This is a genomic window from Pseudomonas sp. A-1 (assembly GCF_004801855.1).
Taxonomy (GTDB): Bacteria; Pseudomonadota; Gammaproteobacteria; order Pseudomonadales; family Pseudomonadaceae; genus Geopseudomonas.
In genome coordinates this window covers 1-16,332 of sequence record NZ_SSTC01000051.1, presented here as the reverse complement: position 1 = coordinate 16,332, position 16,332 = coordinate 1, and the positions used below count along the sequence as shown (strand labels likewise).

The following is a 16,332-nucleotide window of genomic DNA, read 5'->3' as shown; positions in this document are numbered from 1 at the left end:
CCACCCGGTTTGACCCCGCTCGGCCTGCGGCGTTCCGCCGACGGGCCCCTCAGCGCCGGCGCAGGCCGCTCTGCGGCTCGTCGCTGCCTTCCAGGCTGAGACTGCGGGTCAGGTTGCTCAGGTGCTCGGCATCGGTCTCCGAGCCGAGCTTGATCATCAGGCGCAGGTCGTTGGCCGAGTCGGCGTGGGCCAGGGCGTCCTCGTAGGTGATCTCGGCATTGCTGTACAGCTGGTAGAGCGCCTGGTCGAAGGTCTGCATGCCCTGCTCGGTGGAGCGCTTCATCAGGTTCTTCAGCTCGTGCACCTCGCCCTTGCGGATCAGGTCGGCGGCCAGCGGCGTGTTGATCAGCACCTCGATCACCGCGCGGCGCCCCTTGCCATCGGGCGTCGGCACCAGCTGCTGGGCGACGATGGCCTTGAGGTTGAGCGACAGGTCCATCCACACCTGCTCGTGACGGTCCGGCGGGAAGAAGTGGATGATGCGGTCGAGCGCCTGGTTGGCGTTGTTGGCGTGCAGGGTGGCCAGGCACAGGTGACCGGTCTCGGCGAAGGCCACCGCGTAGTCCATGGTCTCGCGGGTGCGCACCTCGCCGATCATGATCACGTCCGGCGCCTGGCGCAGGGTGTTCTTCAGCGCCACCTCGAAGGACTCGGTGTCGATGCCCACCTCGCGCTGGGTGACGATGCAGCCCTGGTGCTGGTGGATGAACTCGATGGGGTCCTCGATGGAGATGATGTGCCCCTGCGAGTTCTTGTTGCGGTAGCCGATCATCGCCGCCAGCGAGGTGGACTTGCCCGCGCCGGTGGCGCCGACGAACAGCACCAGGCCGCGCTTGGTCATCGACAGCTGCTTGAGCACCTCGGGCAGCTGGAGTTCGTCGAAGGTGGGGATCTGCGTCTCGATGCGGCGCAGCACCATGCCCACCAGGTTGCGCTGGTAGAAGGCGCTGACCCGGAAGCGGCCGATGCCGCGGGCGCTGATGGCGAAGTTGCACTCGTGGTTGCCGGCGAACTCGCGGCGCTGGTGCTCGTTCATCACGCCCAGCACCGTCTCGCGGGTCTGCTCCGGCGACATGGCGGTCTTGGTCACCGGCAGGATGCGCCCGTTGACCTTCATCGACGGCGGCACGCCGGCGGTGATGAACAGGTCGGAGCCGCCCTTCTCGACCATCAGGCGCAGCAGTTTCTCGAATTCCATGGATTTCCTCGACGTTCCGGCGCGGCCGTCCGCCGCGCCGGAGACTGTATCAGATGCTTTCCGGTGCCTTGGCCTTCTCGCGGGCGGCCTCGCGGCTGACCAGCCCCTTGGTCACCAGCGTCTTCAGACAGGCGTCGAGGGTCTGCATGCCCAGCGCGCCGCCGGTCTGGATCGCCGAGTACATCTGCGCCACCTTGTCCTCGCGGATCAGGTTACGGATCGCCGGGGTGCCGATCATGATCTCGTGGGCGGCCACCCGGCCGCCGCCGACCTTCTTCAGCAGGGTCTGCGAGATCACCGCCTGCAGCGACTCGGAGAGCATGGAGCGGACCATGGACTTCTCCTCGGCGGGGAACACGTCGACGATACGGTCGATGGTCTTGGCCGCCGAGGTGGTGTGCAGGGTGCCGAACACCAGGTGGCCGGTTTCCGCCGCGGTCAGCGCCAGGCGGATGGTTTCCAGGTCGCGCATCTCGCCGACCAGAATGATGTCCGGGTCCTCGCGCAGCGCCGAGCGCAGCGCCTCGGCGAAGCCGAGGGTATCGCGGTGCACCTCGCGCTGGTTGACCAGGCACTTCTTCGACTCGTGGACGAATTCGATCGGATCCTCGATGGTGAGGATGTGGTGGTACTTGGTGTTGTTGATGTAGTCGAGCATCGCCGCCAGGGTGGTCGACTTGCCCGAGCCGGTCGGGCCGGTGACCAGCACCAGGCCGCGCGGCACGTCGGAGACCTTCTTGAACACCTCGCCCATGCCGAGGTCTTCCATGCTCAGCACCCGCGAGGGAATGGTCCGGAACACTGCGCCGGCGCCGCGGTTCTGGTTGAAGGCGTTGACCCGGAAGCGCGCCACGCCGGGCACCTCGAAGGAGAAGTCGGTCTCGAGGAACTCCTCGTAATCCTTGCGCTGCTTGTCGTTCATGATGTCGTAGATCAGCGCATGCACCTGCTTGTGCTCCATCGGCGGCAGGTTGATGCGACGCACGTCGCCGTCGACGCGGATCATCGGCGGCAGGCCGGCGGAGAGGTGCAGGTCGGATGCGCCCTGCTTGGCGCTGAAGGCCAGCAGCTCGGTAATATCCATGGGGGTCCCCAATCACAAACTAGCGGGTAGAATGCCGCGACAGCCAGCGGCCGGGCAGGAAGCGGAACCAAATGTCCACGATCCCAGACAATATTGCAAAGGTCCGAACACGCATCCGTGAGGCAGAGCAAGCCGGCGGCCGTGCCGCCGGCAGCGTGCAGCTGCTGGCGGTGAGCAAGACCAAGCCGCCCGCAGCGCTGCGCGAGGCCTTCGCCTGCGGCCAGCGCGACTTCGGCGAGAACTACCTGCAGGAGGCCCTGGCCAAGCAGGCCGAGCTGGCCGATCTCGACCTCGCCTGGCACTTCATCGGCCCGATCCAGTCGAACAAGACCAGGCCGCTGGCCGAGCACTTCGCCTGGGTGCACTCGGTGGACCGCCTGAAGATCGCCGAACGCCTGTCCGCCCAGCGCCCCGCCAACCTGCCGCCGCTGAACGTCTGCCTGCAGGTCAACGTCAGCGGCGAGGCCAGCAAGTCCGGCTGCTCGCCCGAAGAACTGCCGGCACTGGCCGCCGCCGTGGCGGCGCTGCCCAACCTGCGCCTGCGCGGCCTGATGGCCATCCCCGAACCCACCTCCGATGTCACCGCCCAGCGCGCCGCCTTCGCCCGCCTGCGCGCCCTGCGCGACAGCCTGCCGCTGCCGCTCGACACCCTGTCGATGGGCATGAGCGACGACCTCGAGGCCGCCATCGCCGAGGGCGCCAGCTGGGTGCGCATAGGCAGCGCGCTGTTCGGCGCCCGCGACTACGCTTCCCGAAATGCTTCCGAGGGCCCGGCCGCCTGAGCCGGCGCCGCCCTCCCCGACGACCAAGGAATCCCCCATGAACCATCCCCGCATTGCCTTCATCGGCGCCGGCAACATGGCCGCCAGCCTGATCGGCGGCCTGCTCGCCCGCGGCCTGCCCGCCGCCAACCTCAGCGCCAGCGAGCCGCTGGCCGAGCAGCGCCAGCGCATCGCCGCCGAGCACGGCATCGCCGTGCTGGACGACAACGCCGCCGCGGTGGCCGGCGCCGACATCGTGGTGCTGGCGGTCAAGCCGCAGGTGATGAAGGAGGTCTGCCTGGCGCTGGCCCCGGCGCTGCCGGCCGACGCGCTGGTCGTCTCCATCGCCGCCGGCATTCCCTGCGCCAGCCTGGAGCGCTGGCTGGGCGCCAAGGCCATCGTGCGCTGCATGCCCAACACCCCGGCGCTGCTGCGCGAGGGCGCCAGCGGCCTGTACGCCAACGCGCGCACCAGCGCCGCCCAGCGCGCCCAGGCCGAGGCACTGCTGGAGGCGGTCGGCCTGGCACTGTGGCTGGACGAGGAGGCGCAGATCGACGCGGTCACCGCCGTGTCCGGCAGCGGCCCGGCCTACTTCTTCCTGCTCATGGAGGCGATGACCGCCGCCGGCGAGCGCCTCGGCCTGTCCGCCGAGACCGCCAGCCTGCTGGCGCGGCAGACCGCCCTCGGCGCCGCGCGCATGGCCCTGGCCAGCGACGTCGACCCGGCCGAACTGCGCCGCCGGGTGACCTCGCCCAAGGGCACCACCGAGGCGGCGATCAAGACCTTCCAGGCCGGCGGCTTCGAGGCGCTGGTCGAACAGGCCCTGCAGGCCGCCGCCCACCGCTCGGCGGAGCTCGCCGAGCAGCTCGGCCAGTAAGGAGGCACGATGAACGGACTCAATACCGCGGCCATCTACGTGCTGCAGACCCTCGGCAGCCTGTACCTGCTGATCGTCCTGCTGCGCTTCATCCTGCAGCTGGTGCGCGCCGACTTCTACAACCCGCTCAGCCAGTTCGCGGTCAAGGCCACCAAGCCGCTGCTCAATCCGCTGCGCAAGGTGATCCCCGGCTTCGGCGGGCTGGATCTGGCGTCGCTGGTGCTGGCGATCCTGGTCCAGCTGCTGCTGATGGCGCTGACCCTGCTGCTGATGGGCATCGGCATCGCCGCCCTGCTGCCGCAACTGCTGATCTGGGCGGTGATCGGCGTCACCGCGCTGTTCCTCAAGGTGTTCTTCTTCGCCCTGATCGCCAGCGTGATCCTCTCCTGGGTCGCCCCGGGCAGCTACAACCCGGCGGCGCAGCTGATCAACCAGATCTGCGAGCCGCTGCTGATGCCGATCCGCCGCCTGCTCCCCAATCTCGGCGGCCTGGACATCTCGCCGATCTTCGCCTTCATCGCGCTGAATCTGGTCGACATGCTGGTGATCCGCAACCTCGCGGCGATGAGCCAGATGCCGCAGCTGCTCAGCCCGTTCCTCTGATGGCTTGGTTCCGCTGGGACGGCGCGGACCTGGTCCTCGACTGCCACCTGCAGCCCAAGGCGAGCAAGGACGAGTTCGCCGGGCTGCACGGCGAGCGCCTGAAGATCCGCCTCACCGCGCCGCCGGTGGAGGGCAAGGCCAACGCCCACCTGCTGGCCTTCCTCGGCAAGGCCTTCGGCGTGGCCAAGAGCCAGGTGCTGCTGGAGAGCGGCGAACTCAACCGGCAGAAGCGCGTGCGCATCCGCGCGCCGCAGAAACTGCCGGCCGAGCTGGCCGGCGAACTCGAAGGCAGCCGCCCGATGTAGGCTGCGCCATGCGCACCATCGCCGTGGTGGTGGTGCGCACGGCGCACCCTACGCCCGCATCCGCCGCGCCCTTGCCCCCCGGGGACGCGCTCTTTAGACTTGCCGACTTCACTTTTCGAGAGCAGGGTCGATGCCCACCGTCTTCGCGGAAGATTCCGTCGGCCTGGTCAGTCCCCAGGTCCTGCATTTCAAGGATCCCCTCCCGCTCGCCTGCGGCCGCCAGCTGGCCGACTACGAGCTGGTCTACGAAACCTACGGCGCGCTCAACGCCGAGCGCAGCAACGCCGTGCTGATCTGCCATGCGCTCTCCGGCCATCACCACGCCGCCGGCTACCACAGCCCCGAGGACCGCAAGCCGGGCTGGTGGGACAGCTGCATCGGCCCCGGCAAGCCGATCGACACCCGCAAGTTCTTCGTCGTCAGCCTCAACAACCTCGGCGGCTGCAACGGCTCCACCGGCCCCGGCAGCCGCAATCCGGAGACCGGCCGCGCCTACGGCGCCGACTTCCCGGTGCTGACCGTGGAGGACTGGGTGCACAGCCAGGCACGCCTGGCCGACGCCCTCGGCATCAATCAGTGGGCCGCGGTGGTCGGCGGCAGCCTCGGCGGCATGCAGGCCCTGCAGTGGAGCATCAGCTACCCCGAGCGCCTGCGCCACTGCGTGGTGATCGCCTCGGCGCCCAAGCTGTCGGCGCAGAACATCGCCTTCAACGAGGTGGCACGCCAGGCGATCCTCACCGACCCGGAGTTCCATGGCGGCCACTTCCAGGAACAGGGCACCATTCCCAAGCGCGGGCTGATGCTGGCGCGCATGGTCGGCCACATCACCTACCTGTCCGACGACGCCATGGGCGAGAAATTCGGCCGCGAGCTGAAGACCGACCAGCTCAACTACGACTTCCACAGCGTCGAGTTCCAGGTGGAGAGCTACCTGCGCTACCAAGGCGAGGAGTTCTCCGGGCGCTTCGACGCCAACACCTACCTGCTGATGACCAAGGCGCTGGACTACTTCGACCCGGCCGCCGCCCACGACGGCGACCTGGTGAAGACCCTCGAACCGGCCCGCGCCAACTTCTGCGTGGTCTCCTTCTCCACCGACTGGCGCTTCTCGCCGGCGCGCTCGCGGGAGATCGTCGACGCCCTGGTGGCGGCGAAGAAGAACGTCAGCTACCTGGAGATCGAGTCGGCCCACGGCCACGACGCCTTCCTCATCCCGAGCCCGCGCTACATCCAGGGCTTCGGTCGCTACATGAACCGTATTGCCGTGTAAGGAAGTCTGTCCGACATGCGTGCCGATCTGGAAATCATTCAGGAATGGATCCCCTCCGGCAGCCGGGTCCTCGACCTCGGCTGCGGCAGCGGCGAACTGCTGGCCTTCCTCCGCGACCACAAGCAGGTGCACGGCTACGGCCTGGAGCGCGATCCGGACAAGATCGCCCAATGCCTGGACCACGGCGTCAACGTCATCGAGCAGGACCTGGACCAGGGCCTCGACCACTTCGGCGACGACAGCTTCGACGTGGTGGTGATGACCCAGACCCTGCAGGCCGTGCACTACCCCGACCGCCTGCTGCGCGACATGCTGCGCGTGGGCAAGACCTGCATCATCACCTTCCCCAACTTCGGCCACTGGCGCTGCCGCTGGTACCTGGCGCGCCGCGGCGAGATGCCGCGCTCCGATTTCCTGCCCTACACCTGGTACAACACACCGAACATCCACTTCTGCACCTTCCGCGACTTCGAGGCGCTGTGCCGCGAGCAGCAGCTGCGCGTGCTCGACCGCCTGGCCGTGGACCGCGACCACCGCCTGCGTGCGCTCGCCCGGCTGTGGCCTAATCTGTTGGGTGAGATCGGCATCTACCGCGTTACCCGCTGAAAGGAGAACTGCCCATGCGTCGTCTAGCTCTCATGCTGCTCACCCTGAGCCTGGCCCTGCCGGCCGCCGCCGAGCGTCTGCAACGCTTCGGCGACCTCGAGGTGCACTACAACGTGTTCAACTCCAGCTTCCTGCAGCCGGACATCGCCGCCGCCTCCGGGCTGACCCGCAGCAAGACCCAGGGCGTGGTCAACGTCGCCGTGATGCGCGCCGGCAAGGCGGTGCCGGCCGCCGCGGTCAGCGGCACGGTGAAGAACCTGCTCGGCCAGAGCAAGCCGCTGGCCTTCCAGCGCGTCAGCGAGGGTGAAGGCGACAAGCAGGCGGTCTACCACCTGGCGCAGTTCCCGGTGACCGAGCGCGAGGTGCTGACCTTCGACCTCAAGGTGCAGGAAGGCGGCGCCACCCACAACCTCACCTTCAACCAGGAAGTGTTCCCCGACGAATGAAAGCCCTGACCGAACTGGTGCTGGCCAGCCACAACGCCGGCAAGCTCAAGGAACTGCAGGCCATGCTGGGCGACGCCGTGCGCGTGCGCTCGGTCGCCGAGTTCAGCACCGTCGAACCGGAAGAGACCGGCCTGTCGTTCGTCGAGAACGCCATTCTCAAGGCCCGCCACGCCGCCCGGGTGTCCGGCCTGCCGGCGCTGGCCGACGACTCCGGCCTCGCCGTGGACGCCCTCGGCGGCGCGCCGGGCATCTACTCGGCGCGCTACGCCGGCGGCAAGGACGACGCGGCCAACAACGCCAAGCTGCTCGCCGAACTGGCGGACGTGCCGGACGCCGAGCGCGGCGCCCAGTTCGTCTGCGCCCTGGCCCTGGTCCGCCATGCCGACGACCCGCTGCCGATCCTCTGCGAGGGCATCTGGCACGGTCGCATCCTGCATGAGGCGCGCGGCGAGCACGGGTTCGGCTACGACCCGCTGTTCTGGGTGCCCGAATGCGACTGCGCCAGCGCCGAGCTGCCCGCCGCCGAGAAGAACCGCCTGAGCCACCGCGCCCGTGCCATGGCCCAGCTCAAGCAGCGGCTGGGGCTCGCTTGAGCCTGTTCCAGCTGCCGCCGCTGGCGCTGTACGTGCACATCCCGTGGTGCGTGCGCAAGTGTCCGTACTGCGACTTCAACTCCCATGCCGCCGGCCCCGAGCTGCCGGAGGAGGCCTACGTCGACGCCCTGCTCGCCGACCTCGACCTTGACCTTCCCGCCGCCCACGGCCGCGAGCTGGGCTCGATCTTCTTCGGCGGCGGCACACCCAGCCTGTTCTCGGCGCGCGCCCTCGACAGCCTGCTGCAGGGTGTCGAGCGGCGCCTGGGCTTCGCCCGCGACATCGAGATCACCCTCGAGGCCAATCCCGGCACCTTCGAGCAGGCCAAGTTCCGCGACTACCGCAGCCTCGGCATCAACCGCCTGTCGATCGGCGTGCAGAGCTTCCAGACCGAGCAGCTCAAGGCACTGGGGCGCATCCACGACGGCCTCGAGGCGGTGCGCGCCGCCGGGATGGCCCGCGCGGCCGGCTTCGACAACTTCAACCTCGACCTGATGCACGGCCTGCCCGGCCAGGACGTCGAAGGCGCGCTGGCCGACCTGCGCCAGGCCATCGACCTGGGGCCGACCCACCTGTCCTGGTACCAGCTGACCCTGGAGCCGAACACGCTGTTCTGGAGCCAGCCGCCGGAGATCCCCAAGGACGACATCCTCTGGGACATCCAGGAGGCCGGCCAGGCGCTGCTCGCCGCCGAGGGCTTCGCCCAGTACGAGACCTCGGCCTACGCCCGCGATGGTCGCCGCGCCCGGCACAACCTCAACTACTGGACCTTCGGCGACTTCCTCGGCATCGGCGCCGGCGCCCACGCCAAGCTGAGCGAGCCGGACGGGCGCATCCGCCGCAGCTGGAAGACCCGCCTGCCCAGGGACTATCTCGACCCGGCCAAGCGCTTCCAGGCCGGCGAGCGGGTACTGGAGGCGAGCGAGCTGCCCTTCGAGTTCCTGATGAACGCCCTGCGCCTCACCGCGGGCGTGCCGGCCGCGCTGTTCGAGCAGCGCACCGGCCTGCCGCTGGCCACCCTCGCCGAGGGCTGCGCCGCGGCGCGCGCGGCCGGGCTGCTGGACAGCGATCCGCAGTGGCTCAGGCCCACCGCCCGCGGCCAGTTGTTCCTCAACGACCTGCTGCAGCACTTCCTGCCCTGAAAGGACGTCCAGCCCCGTTCGCGGGGCTACGACCATCCGCTGCCGCCCCCCGGCTGGCAGCACGCAAAAACCTGATAGACTGCGCGTCAATTCTGTGATCGCCGACAAGGAGTCTGCATGGAAGCCATGCTCGAGCTTTTCGTCACCGCTTCGCGCTGGTGCCGTGGTCATCTCGACGAGATCGCGCTGGGCCTGATGGCCGCCCTGCTGGTCGTACTGGGCCCCAGCTTCAAGGCATGGACGCAACAGAGAGTCGGCAGCATGAACTTCGTGCTGCGCACCCTGATGTTCGTTGCCCTCTGCGCCGCAGTGTATGGCGCTGCCATCGTCTACCTGCCGCCCTGGCTGGTCAGGGGGCTGGAGCAGCTGAACAACTACACCCTGGCGCCGGTGCTGGTCACCACCCTGGTCGCCATCGGCATGCTGGCCGAGCGCAACTGAGGCCCGCCTGCCGGGTGGCCGGCAACGCGCAAGCCGGGCGATGCCCGGCTTGCGCGATCTCGATCAGTCGACGCGCTGGAACTTGAGGTCCCACACGCCGTGGCCGAGGCGCTCGCCGCGACGCTCGAACTTGGTGACCGGGCGCTCCTCCGGGCGCGGCACGTAGCCGCCGTCCGCCGCCAGGTTGCGGTAGCCGGGCGCCGCGCTCATCACCTCGAGCATGTGCTCGGCATAGGGCTGCCAGTCGGTGGCCATGTGCAGCACGCCACCGACCCTGAGCTTCTGCCGCACCAGCTCGGCGAACGCCGGCTGCACGATGCGGCGCTTGTTGTGCTTGGCCTTGTGCCAGGGATCGGGGAAGAACAGCAGCACGCGATCCAGGCTGGCGTCGGCCACGCACTGGCGCAGCACGTCCAGCGCATCGCAGCTGTACACGCGGATGTTGGTCAGGTCCTGCGCCAGGGCGCCGCTGAGCAGGGCGCCAACGCCCGGCCTGTGCACCTCGACGCCGATGAAGTCCTGCTCCGGCGCCGCGGCGGCCATCTCCAGGGTCGCGTGGCCCATGCCGAAGCCGATCTCGAAGGTGCGCGGCGCGGTGCGTCCGAACAGCTGGTCGAAGTCACGCAGGCCGTCCTCCAGCTGCAGGCCGAACTTCGGCCAGCCCAGCTCGAGGCCGCGCTGCTGCCCTTCCGTCATGCGCCCGGCGCGCATCACGAAGCTCTTGATGGTGCGCATCCGCCGCGCTTCGCCGGCGGTGTCCGGCGCTTGTTGGATTTCGTCGGTCATGAACCCTTCCTGAAAGACGAACGAGCCCTGCCGCAGGGCAGGGCTCGCGTGTGGGGAGGACGGCGCCGGGCGCCGTCCGGACGATTAACGGATCAAGCCTTCCAGCGGCGACGAGGCGCTGGCGTACAGCTTCTTCGGCATGCGCCCGGCCAGGTAGGCCAGGCGGCCGGCGACGATGGCGTGCTTCATCGCCTCGGCCATCAGCACCGGGTCCTGGGCGTGGGCGATGGCGCTGTTCATCAGCACCGCCTCGCAGCCCAGCTCCATGGCGATGGCCGCATCCGACGCGGTGCCCACGCCGGCATCCACCAGCACCGGCACGCTGGCCTCCTCGAGGATGATGCGCAGGTTGTACGGGTTGCAGATGCCCAGGCCAGTGCCGATCAGGCCGGCCAGCGGCATCACCGCGATGCAGCCGATCTCGGCCAGCTGGCGGGCGATGATCGGGTCGTCGCTGGTGTAGACCATCACGTCGAAGCCGTCCTTGACCAGGGTCTCGGCGGCCTTGAGGGTCTCGATGACGTTGGGGAACAGGGTCTTCTGGTCGGCCAGCACTTCCAGCTTGACCAGCTTGTGACCGTCGAGCAGCTCGCGGGCCAGGCGGCAGGTGCGCACCGCCTCCACCGCGTCGTAGCAGCCGGCGGTGTTGGGCAGGATGGTGTACTTGTCCGGGCTGATCACGTCGAGCAGGTTCGGCTCGCCGGGGTTCTGGCCGATGTTGGTGCGGCGCACCGCGACGGTGACGATCTCCGCGCCGGAAGCCTCGATGGCGCGGCGGGTCTCGTCGAGATCCTTGTACTTGCCGGTACCGACCAGCAGGCGCGAGTTGTAGGTGCGGCCGGCGAGAACCAGCGGCTTGTCGGTGCGGGAGGACTGGGTCATGGGAGGCTCCATTCGAACGGGCGGAAACGGGGGACGGACGGGCTCCGGACGCTAGCCGCCGCCGATGGCATGCACCACCTCGACCCGGTCGCCGTCGCCGAGCCGGGTGACGGCGTGCTGGCTGCGCGGCACGATATCGAGGTTGAGCTCGACCGCCACGCGCTTGCCGGCCAGGTCGAGGCGGCTCAGCAGGTCGGCGACGGACAGGCCGTCGGGCAGATCGAGAGCTTCGCCATTCAGCTGAATGCGCATGGGTATCCGCTCGCAAACTCAGGGAAAGCCGGCATTCTAGCGCCGATCGCAGGGGATGACCAAGGCGCCGGCCAGGCGGCTCAGCCGGCCTGCGGCCGGGCCCGCCAGGCGGCCAGCGCCAGGCACAGCCAGCCGGCGAGGAAGCAGACGCCGCCCAGCGGGGTGACCATGCCGACCCTGAGGCCGCTCAGGGTCAGCAGGTACAGGCTGCCGGAGAACAGCAGGATGCCGGCGGCGAACAGGCCGCCGGACGCCGCCAGCAGGCGCGAGCGCCAGTGCAGGGCGAGCGCGCCGACGCCGAGCAGGGCCAGGGCGTGGACCAGCTGGTAGAGCACCCCGGTCTGGAATACCGCCAGGTACTCGGGGCTGAGACGGCCACGCAGGCCATGGGCGGCGAAGGCGCCGAGGCCGACCCCGGCGAGACCGAAGACGGCGGCGAACAGGACGAACAGGCGGGACATGGCAGGCTTCCGGCGGGGGCGACAGCGGCACATGATCGCCGCCCCCGCCGGCGCTGGCAAACCCGCCGGCGCGACGGACTGCCGGCAGCGCTGCGGGCGGGCCGCTATACTGGCGCCTTCGTCCGCCCTGCCCCGGTCCGCCATGCGTCGCCTCCCGCTCCGCCGCCTGTCCGCCCTCGCCGCCCGCACACTGCTCGGCGCCCTGCTCGCCAGCGTCCTCGTCGTGCTGCTGCTGCGCTGGCTGCCGCCGCCGGGCACGGCGCTGATGGTCGAGCGCAAGCTGGAATCGTGGTTCACGGGCGAGCCGATCGACCTGCAGCGCACCTGGCGGCCGTGGACCGAGCTGCCGGACGACCTCAAGGTGGCGGTGATCGCCGCCGAGGACCAGAAGTTCGCCGAGCACTGGGGCTTCGACACGGCCGCGATCCGCGCCGCCCTGGCGCACAACGAGCGCGGCGGCAGCCTGCGCGGCGCCAGCACGCTCAGCCAGCAGGTGGCCAAGAACCTGTTCCTGTGGTCCGGGCGCAGCTGGCTGCGCAAGGGCCTGGAGGCCTGGTTCACCCTGCTGATCGAGACCCTGTGGCCCAAGCAGCGCATCCTCGAGGTCTACCTCAACAGCGCCGAGTGGGGCAACGGCGTGTTCGGCGCCGAGGCGGCGGCGCGCCACCACTTCGGCCGGGGCGCCCCCTACCTGTCGCGCCAGCAGGCCAGCCTGCTCGCCGCCGTGCTGCCCAGCCCGCGCACCTGGAGCGCCGGCCGGCCGAGCGCCTACGTCAGCCGCCGGGCGAACTGGATCCGCCAGCAGATGTGGCAGCTGGGCGGCAGCCACTACCTCCAGCGTCTGTAGCGCGCAGAAACGCGAAAGCCGCACCCGGGGATGCGGCTTTCGCGTTGCGCGGCGCTTGCCGGTCAGGCCAGCAGGCGCCCCTTGAGCTTGGTCATGGCGTTCTTCTCCAGCTGGCGGATGCGCTCGGCGGAGACGTTGTACTTGGCCGCCAGCTCGTGCAGCGTGGCCTTCTCCTCGGCCAGCCAGCGCTGGTGGAGGATGTCGCGGCTGCGCTCGTCGAGACCGTCCAGCGCGTCGTGCAGGCTGGCGTTGGCGCTGTCGCTCCAGTCGGCCTCCTCCAGCTGGCGGGCCGGGTCGTAGCGGTTGTCTTCCAGGTAGTGGGCCGGAGCCTGGAAGGCGGTGTCGTCGTCGGCGTCGCTGGCCGGATCGAAGGCCATGTCCTGACCGGTCAGCCGGCTCTCCATCTCGCGCACTTCGCGCGCCTCGACGCCGAGGCTCTCGGCCACTGCCTCGACCTCGGCGTTGCTCAGCCAGGCCAGGCGCTTCTTCTGGCTGCGCAGGTTGAAGAACAGCTTGCGCTGCGCCTTGGTGGTGGCGACCTTGACGATGCGCCAGTTGCGCAGGATGAACTCGTGGATCTCGGCGCGGATCCAGTGCACGGCGAAGGACACCAGGCGCACGCCCATTTCCGGGTTGAAGCGCTTGACCGCCTTCATCAGGCCGACGTTGCCTTCCTGGATCAGGTCGGCCTGGGCCAGGCCGTAGCCGGAGTAGCTGCGGGCGATGTGCACGACGAAGCGCAGGTGCGCGAGCACCATCTGCCGCGCAGCCTCGAGATCCTGCTCGTAGTACAGACGCCCGGCCAGCTCGCGCTCCTGCTCGGCCGACAGCAACGGGATGCTGTTGACCGAATGCACGTAGGCCTCCAGGTTGGCGCCGGGAGCCAGGGCATAGACAGGCTGCAGAGAGGTGGACATGGACATCCTCCAGGTTACCGAATCGGCTGGTGACTATAGCACTGTGCCGATAAGACTGTGAATGCCCGCGAAAAGTTCCCTTACAAGCCGGAAAACCCTTACAAAACAATAACTTACAACGGAGTAACGACGCTTCGTCTCACTGCGGGGCGAGCTGGCGCAGGTGGCGCGCCACCGCCAGCCAGGCACCGACCCAGCCGAGCAGCAATGCACCGACCAGCAACGACAGGCCGTCCTCGGCCGGCACGCCGCCGAGGGCGAAGTCGCTGTCGTACAGCCCGGCCAGGCCGACCACCGACTGGTTCAGCCAGTTCAGCCCGTACTCCAGCACGCCCCAGGCCAGCAGGCCGGCGCCGATGCCGTAGAAGGCGCCGGTGTACAGGAACGGCCGGCGCACGTAGCCGTCGGTGCCGCCGACCAGCTTGATCACCTCGATCTCGGCGCGGCGGTTCTCGATGTGCAGGCGGATGGTGTTGCCGATCACCAGCAGCAGGGCGAGGATCAGCACCACGGCCAGACCGAAGATGAAGCGCTCGCCGAGGTGGAGGATGGCGCCCAAGCGCTCGACCCACAGCAGGTCGAGCTGCGCCTGCTCGACGCCGGGCAGCTCCGCCAGGCGCGCGCGCAGTGCCTCCAGGCCGGCCTTGTCGACCTCCTGCGGGGTGACCAGCACCACCGCCGGCAGCGGGTTGTCCGGCAGTTCCCTGAGCGCATCGCCGAGGCCGGAGTGCTGCTGCAGCTGCTCGAGCCCCTGCTCGCGGCTGATCCACTCGGCGGCGAGCACGCCGTCCATCCCGGCGATCTGCTCGCGCAGCGCCTGGCCTTCGACGTCGGCCACCTCCAGGTCGAGGAACACCGAGATCTGCGCGGCGCGCTGCCAGGAGCCGCCGAGGCGCTCGACGCTGTCCAGCAGCAGGGACAGGCCCATCGGCAGCGCCAGGGCGATGCCCATCACCAGGCAGGTGAGGAAGCTGCCGAACGGCTGGCGGGCCAGGCGACGCAGGCTGTCGGCCAGGCTGGCGCGATGACTGTCCAGGTAGGCACGCAGCAGGCCACCCCAGTCGGTGGTCTCGGCCTCCTGCAGGCGGCGCTGGCGCTGCTCCGGGGCGCCTTCCTCGGCGCCGCGCGGCAGTTGCTTGCTGGCCCCCATCAGCTGGGCTCTCCGTCGCCGATCAGGCGACCGCGTTGCAGGGTCAGCAGGCGATGGCGCATGCGCGCGATCAGGGCAAGGTCATGGCTGGCGATCAGCACGGTGGTCCCCATACGGTTGATGTCCTCGAACACGCCCATGATCTCGGCCGCCAGGCGCGGGTCGAGGTTGCCGGTGGGCTCGTCGGCGAGCAGCAGGGCCGGCTGGTGCACCACCGCACGGGCGATGCCGACGCGCTGCTGCTGGCCGCTGGACAGGTCGGCGGGCAGCGCCTCGCCCATGTCCTTCAGCGATACCCGCTCCAGCGCCTCGCCGACCCGCTGCTCGATCTCGGCGCGCGGCAGGCCGAGGATCTGCAGCGGCAGGGCGACGTTGTCGAACACGCTGCGGTCGAACAGCAGGTGGTGGTTCTGGAACACCACGCCGATCTGCCGGCGCAGGAAGGGAATCTCGGAATTGCCGATGGCCCCGATGTCCTGGCCGGCCAGCAGCAGCTTGCCGCTGGTCGGCCGCTCCAGCGCCAGCAGCAGGCGCAGCAGGGTGCTCTTGCCGGCCCCCGAGTGCCCGGTAACGAAGAGGAACTCGCCGCGCCGGGCGCGGAAGCTCAGTTCGTGCAGGCCGACGTGGCCGTTGGGATACCGCTTGCCCACCTGCTCGAAACGGATCATGCGCTCTCCTGTCCTGCGAACAGCGCCTTGACGAAGGCCTCGGCCTCGAACGGGCGCAGGTCGTCGATGCCCTCGCCGACGCCGACGTAGCGGATCGGCAGCGCCATCTGCTTGGCCAGGGCGAAGATCACCCCGCCCTTGGCGGTGCCGTCCAGCTTGGTCAGCGCCAGGCCACTGAGGCTGACCGCCTGGTGGAACAGGCGCGCCTGGCTGAGGGCGTTCTGTCCGGTGCCGGCATCCAGCACCAGCAGGGTCTCGTGCGGCGCGCTCTCGTCGAGCTTGCCGATCACCCGACGGACCTTCTTCAGCTCCTCCATCAGGTTGTCCTTGGTGTGCAGGCGGCCGGCGGTGTCGGCGATCAGCACGTCGATGCCGCGCGCCTGGGCGGCCTGCACCGCGTCGAAGATCACCGAGGCGGAATCGGCGCCGGTGTGCTGGGCGATCACCGGGATGCCGTTGCGCTCGCCCCACACCTGCAGCTGCTCGACGGCGGCGGCGCGGAAGGTGTCGCCGGCGGCGAGCATGACCTTCTTGCCCTCGTCCTGCAGCTTCTTGGCCAGCTTGCCGATGGTGGTGGTCTTGCCGGCGCCGTTCACGCCGACCACCAGGATCACGTAGGGCTTGCTGCCGGCCTCGATCGCCAGCGGCTGCTCGACCGGGCGCAGGATGGCGGCCAGCTCCTCCTGCAGCGCCTGGTACAGCGCGTCGCTGTCGGCCAGCTCCTTGCGCGACACGCGCCTGGTCAGGCTCTGCATGATCGCGCTGGTCGCCTCGACGCCGACGTCGGCGGTCAGCAGGCGGGTCTCCAGCTCGTCGAGCAGGTCGTCGTCGATGGCCTTCTTGCCGAGGAACAGGCTGGCCATGCCCTCGCCGATGCTGGCGCTGGTCTTGGCCAGGCCCTGCTTGAGACGGGCGAAGAAGCCGAGCTTGGCAGGCTTCTCCGCGGCCACCGGGGCCGCGGCCACGGGCTCCGCCAGCGGCTCGGGCCTGGCAGCGGGTGCCGGCGGCGGCACGGCAACCGGGGCGGACGGGGCGGCGACCGG

The 16,332-nt window shown here is 69.5% G+C and carries 21 protein-coding genes; 11 read left to right on the top strand and 10 right to left on the bottom strand.

Features of this window, described 5'->3' with window-relative positions; genetic code table 11:
* Nucleotides 1-49 precede the first annotated feature (49 nt).
* Together E5198_RS13165 and E5198_RS13160 are read right to left on the bottom strand one after the other, a co-directional pair.
* Nucleotides 50-1,198, bottom strand: coding sequence for a PilT/PilU family type 4a pilus ATPase (locus E5198_RS13165; RefSeq protein WP_136490456.1), 1,149 nt, complete (start codon nt 1,196-1,198; stop codon nt 50-52).
* 49 nt (nt 1,199-1,247) lie between these two features.
* Complete coding sequence (locus E5198_RS13160) at nt 1,248-2,282, bottom strand: type IV pilus twitching motility protein PilT (protein ID WP_136490455.1); 1,035 nt, start codon at nt 2,280-2,282, stop codon at nt 1,248-1,250.
* Nucleotides 2,283-2,353: 71 nt separating this feature from the next.
* Between E5198_RS13160 and E5198_RS13155 the strand changes: the two genes are divergently transcribed.
* From E5198_RS13155 to E5198_RS13110, 10 genes are all read left to right on the top strand, one after another.
* Entirely contained in the window at nt 2,354-3,064 is a 711-nt protein-coding gene (locus E5198_RS13155; protein ID WP_136490454.1) for a YggS family pyridoxal phosphate-dependent enzyme, read from the top strand.
* A gap of 37 nt (nt 3,065-3,101) precedes the next feature.
* A complete protein-coding gene (gene proC, locus E5198_RS13150) occupies nt 3,102-3,920 on the top strand; it encodes a pyrroline-5-carboxylate reductase (RefSeq protein ID WP_136490453.1) in 819 nt (272 codons plus the stop codon).
* Between the two features lie 9 nt (nt 3,921-3,929).
* Nucleotides 3,930-4,523, top strand: coding sequence for a YggT family protein (locus tag E5198_RS13145; RefSeq protein ID WP_136490452.1), 594 nt, complete (start codon nt 3,930-3,932; stop codon nt 4,521-4,523).
* Entirely contained in the window at nt 4,523-4,828 is a 306-nt protein-coding gene (locus E5198_RS13140) for a DUF167 domain-containing protein (RefSeq protein ID WP_136490451.1), read from the top strand. The genes E5198_RS13145 and E5198_RS13140 overlap by 1 nt, the downstream gene beginning before the upstream one ends.
* Nucleotides 4,829-4,958: 130 nt before the next feature.
* Nucleotides 4,959-6,098, top strand: coding sequence for a homoserine O-acetyltransferase (locus E5198_RS13135; RefSeq protein ID WP_136490450.1), 1,140 nt, complete (start codon nt 4,959-4,961; stop codon nt 6,096-6,098).
* A 15-nt stretch (nt 6,099-6,113) separates the two neighbouring features.
* On the top strand, nt 6,114-6,704 hold the full coding sequence (metW, locus tag E5198_RS13130) for a methionine biosynthesis protein MetW (protein ID WP_136490449.1): 591 nt from the start codon (nt 6,114-6,116) through the stop codon (nt 6,702-6,704).
* Between the two features lie 14 nt (nt 6,705-6,718).
* Nucleotides 6,719-7,150 carry a DUF4426 domain-containing protein gene (locus tag E5198_RS13125; protein WP_136490448.1) on the top strand — a complete coding sequence of 144 codons (432 nt, stop codon included), beginning with the start codon at nt 6,719-6,721 and terminating at the stop codon, nt 7,148-7,150.
* The gene (rdgB, locus tag E5198_RS13120) at nt 7,147-7,743 is read left to right on the top strand and encodes an RdgB/HAM1 family non-canonical purine NTP pyrophosphatase (protein WP_136490447.1); all 597 of its coding nucleotides are present in this window, start codon (nt 7,147-7,149) and stop codon (nt 7,741-7,743) included. Before E5198_RS13125 ends, rdgB begins: the two co-directional genes overlap by 4 nt.
* Before the next feature lie 20 nt (nt 7,744-7,763).
* The gene (gene hemW / locus E5198_RS13115; RefSeq protein WP_372239884.1) at nt 7,764-8,885 is read left to right on the top strand and encodes a radical SAM family heme chaperone HemW; all 1,122 of its coding nucleotides are present in this window, start codon (nt 7,764-7,766) and stop codon (nt 8,883-8,885) included.
* Nucleotides 8,886-9,002: 117 nt separating this feature from the next.
* The gene (locus E5198_RS13110; protein WP_136490445.1) at nt 9,003-9,326 is read left to right on the top strand and encodes a DUF3392 domain-containing protein; all 324 of its coding nucleotides are present in this window, start codon (nt 9,003-9,005) and stop codon (nt 9,324-9,326) included.
* A 63-nt stretch (nt 9,327-9,389) separates the two neighbouring features.
* Here E5198_RS13110 and trmB read toward each other — a convergent pair whose 3' ends face one another.
* The 4 genes from trmB to E5198_RS13090 all read right to left on the bottom strand — a co-directional run bounded on the left by trmB (nt 9,390) and on the right by E5198_RS13090 (nt 11,707).
* Nucleotides 9,390-10,061, bottom strand: coding sequence for a tRNA (guanosine(46)-N7)-methyltransferase TrmB (gene trmB / locus E5198_RS13105; protein ID WP_218569059.1), 672 nt, complete (start codon nt 10,059-10,061; stop codon nt 9,390-9,392).
* Nucleotides 10,062-10,196: 135 nt separating this feature from the next.
* Complete coding sequence (locus tag E5198_RS13100) at nt 10,197-10,994, bottom strand: thiazole synthase (RefSeq protein ID WP_136490443.1); 798 nt, start codon at nt 10,992-10,994, stop codon at nt 10,197-10,199.
* 51 nt (nt 10,995-11,045) lie between these two features.
* Nucleotides 11,046-11,246, bottom strand: coding sequence for a sulfur carrier protein ThiS (gene thiS, locus E5198_RS13095; protein ID WP_136490442.1), 201 nt, complete (start codon nt 11,244-11,246; stop codon nt 11,046-11,048).
* Nucleotides 11,247-11,326: 80 nt separating this feature from the next.
* Nucleotides 11,327-11,707, bottom strand: a complete 381-nt coding sequence (locus tag E5198_RS13090) for a DUF423 domain-containing protein (RefSeq protein ID WP_136490441.1) — start codon at nt 11,705-11,707, stop codon at nt 11,327-11,329.
* Nucleotides 11,708-11,849: 142 nt separating this feature from the next.
* Between E5198_RS13090 and mtgA the strand changes: the two genes are divergently transcribed.
* Entirely contained in the window at nt 11,850-12,554 is a 705-nt protein-coding gene (gene mtgA, locus E5198_RS13085; RefSeq protein ID WP_136490440.1) for a monofunctional biosynthetic peptidoglycan transglycosylase, read from the top strand.
* 62 nt (nt 12,555-12,616) lie between these two features.
* On the opposite strand, the gene rpoH is transcribed toward mtgA, so the two are convergent.
* From rpoH to ftsY, 4 genes are all read right to left on the bottom strand, one after another.
* Nucleotides 12,617-13,471: an RNA polymerase sigma factor RpoH gene (rpoH, locus tag E5198_RS13080; protein ID WP_136490439.1), complete on the bottom strand. Its 855-nt coding sequence runs from the start codon at nt 13,469-13,471 to the stop codon at nt 12,617-12,619.
* A 139-nt stretch (nt 13,472-13,610) separates the two neighbouring features.
* Nucleotides 13,611-14,621: a permease-like cell division protein FtsX gene (gene ftsX / locus E5198_RS13075; RefSeq protein ID WP_136490438.1), complete on the bottom strand. Its 1,011-nt coding sequence runs from the start codon at nt 14,619-14,621 to the stop codon at nt 13,611-13,613.
* Nucleotides 14,621-15,289 carry a cell division ATP-binding protein FtsE gene (ftsE, locus tag E5198_RS13070; RefSeq protein WP_136490437.1) on the bottom strand — a complete coding sequence of 223 codons (669 nt, stop codon included), beginning with the start codon at nt 15,287-15,289 and terminating at the stop codon, nt 14,621-14,623. Before ftsE ends, ftsX begins: the two co-directional genes overlap by 1 nt.
* On the bottom strand, nt 15,286-16,332 hold a 1,047-nt coding region (gene ftsY / locus E5198_RS13065; RefSeq protein WP_136490436.1), incomplete at its 5' end, for a signal recognition particle-docking protein FtsY. The genes ftsY and ftsE, both read right to left, overlap by 4 nt.